This window comes from Polaromonas sp. P3_C2 (assembly GCF_056402675.1).
On record NZ_JBFUGX010000621.1, the window covers coordinates 1 to 2,418 of the forward strand.

Sequence of the window (2,418 nt, forward strand, 5' to 3'; positions counted from 1 at the left end):
GCGTATGGGCGCAAATTCATGAAAGGCCCGGGTGGCGCGCGCCACCAGCAAGGGCACATTCTTTTCGGTGTAACGCTTGTCGGCACCGAAGTCTTTGGAGTCAGACCAGTTATTGGCCACCTCGTGGTCATCCCATTGCCAGATTTGCGGCACTTCAGCTGCCATGCGGCGCACATTGGTGTCCATCAGGTTGTAGCGATAGCGGCCGCGGTACTCGTTGAGTGTTTCCGCGACCTTGCTGACCTCTTCGGTGACCACGTTGTTCCAGAGGGAACCATCAGCAAGCTTGACCTGCGCCGTGATGGGACCATCGGCGTAAATCGTGTCGCCACAATGCAGGAAGAAGTCAGGGTTGACCTTTCGCATCTGCTCGTAGATTTTCATGCCGCCCCATGCCTCGTTGATGCCCCAGCCTTGCCCGGCCGTATCGCCACTCCATGTGAAGCGCACGTCGCGTACAGCCTTGGCCCCTGCGCCGGCAGGCAGACGCAGGTGGCCGGCCACGGCTTCAGACAGCACACGTTCGTTATGCAGGTCTTGCAGCACCACCCGGTAGAAAATTTCCTGGCCCGCCGGCAGGCCCGTCAGGTCCACGCGCCCGGTGAAGTCGGTGTCGTCCATCAGGTAAGGGCCCCGCACGCGCGTGGCATTGGTAAAACTGGCGGTCGTTGCCCACTCGAGCCAAAGGCGTGAAGGCCGGTCGCTGCGGGTCCATATCACCGCGCCGTCCGCTTTTGGGTCGCCACTTTGAACCCCGTGGGCCATTTGGGGCCGCATGGCTTCGCGCGTGATGAGGGCAGGGGCTGACTGCGCCTTGGCGAGGCGGGGAAGCACCATGGCCGAGCCTCCCAACACGGCAGCAGTCGAATTAACAAATTGTCGGCGATCCATGGGTTTCTCCAGAAAAAGTAGTGGCGTTGGAGCGCCTATTCTTTTGGCAGGACATGTCAGCTTCATGAATCATCTGCCCGTCGAAAAGCTGTAGTGCTGCCGGGTGCGCATCGTCCAAGCCAGCGCCTGGGTGGCCAGACGATGTAACGGTTGGCACCAAAATATTTGTCAATGGCGTTGAAATGCACAAATTTGGGGCGACGCAATCGCCTCCGCAGTGCCTCCGGGGGCCAGCAAGGCCGGATCCGCGGTGTTTTGCTAGCGGCACGGTATGTGCTTGCATCCCTGAGGTCAGGCTGACGAAGGCCTGCGCAGGGTAMAGCGRGCTTCGCGGTGCCCAATCGATCTGAATGGATAACGGCGTCCACTTCGGTCTTCAATCTTTTTGAAGATCTCGAAGTGGATTTTTTTTTGGCAAAACAGGATTTAGAGGGATCGTATGGCTTATTTAGTGCCTTCGGAATTTGTGACCAAGATGGTGGATGCGGGTGAATCCAAAATCTTCATGTCTACCCGCGACACCGTGATCCGGGCCTATATGGCCGGCGCCATCCTGGCGCTGGCGGCCTGGTTCGCCGTCACCATCAACGTGCAAACCGGCCAGCCGCTGCTGGGCGCCGTGCTGTTTCCGGTCGGTTTTGTCATGCTCTACCTGTTCGGCTTCGACTTGCTCACCGGCGTGTTCGTGCTGTGCCCGCTGGCGCTGATCGACAAACGCCCGGGCGTCACGGTCAAGGGCGTTCTGCGCAATTGGGGCCTGGTGTTCACCGGCAACTTCCTGGGTGCCTTCACGGTGGCCGTGATGATGGCAATCTACGTCACCAACGGCTTTTCGACCGAGCCCAACGCCGTGGGCAAGGCCATCGGCGTTGTGGGCGAGAACCGCACGCTGGGCTACCAGAAGTACGGCGCCAACGGCATGCTCACATTGTTCGTGCGCGGCATGCTGTGCAACTGGATGGTGTCGGCCGGCGTGGTGGGGGCGATGATCTCCACCCAGGTGAGCGGCAAGGTGATCGCGATGTGGATGCCCATCATGCTGTTCTTCTACATGGTGTTCGAGCATTCCATCGTGAACATGTTCCTGTTCCCGTCCGGCCTGCTGCTGGGCGCGCATTTCACCATCATGGACTACCTGATCTGGAACGAAATTCCGACGGTGCTGGGCAACCTGGTGGGCGGCCTGGCCTTCACCGGCTTGACGCTGTATGCCACRCACATTAAAACCGGACCGTCACGTTCCTTTAAATAACCTGCTTTCAAAACAAAAGCTCCCGCGCATGCAAGATACAAAGATGCGCGGGGGCTTTGCCGGTACCCCACATGTCCAGTGAACTGAAGATATCGGCAGGTCAGTATTCGGACAAGGGCCGCAAGGAAACCAACCAGGATTTCCACGGCATCTATGTACCCAAAGAGCCGCAACTGAGCGCCAAGGGCATTGCCATTGCATTGGCCGACGGCATCAGCAGCAGTGCCGTCAGCGACGTGGCCAGCCAGTACGCCGTCACCGGTTTCCTTGAGGAC

General features: G+C 59.2%; 2 protein-coding genes and 1 pseudogene. 2 read left to right on the top strand and 1 reads right to left on the bottom strand.

The genetic code is table 11. The features are described from left to right. A partial coding sequence (locus AC1DWI_RS19855; protein ID WP_477725541.1) for an alkaline phosphatase D family protein occupies positions 1 to 891 on the bottom strand: 891 nt, incomplete at its 3' end. A gap of 439 nt (positions 892 to 1,330) precedes the next feature. Here AC1DWI_RS19855 and AC1DWI_RS19860 point away from each other — a divergent pair. Both AC1DWI_RS19860 and AC1DWI_RS19865 read left to right on the top strand, forming a co-directional pair. After that, positions 1,331 to 2,143 carry a formate/nitrite transporter family protein gene (locus AC1DWI_RS19860; protein WP_477669446.1) on the top strand — a complete coding sequence of 271 codons (813 nt, stop codon included), beginning with the start codon at positions 1,331 to 1,333 and terminating at the stop codon, positions 2,141 to 2,143. 71 nt (positions 2,144 to 2,214) lie between these two features. Further along, positions 2,215 to 2,418, top strand: a pseudogene (locus AC1DWI_RS19865) (bifunctional protein-serine/threonine kinase/phosphatase); the annotation flags it as partial.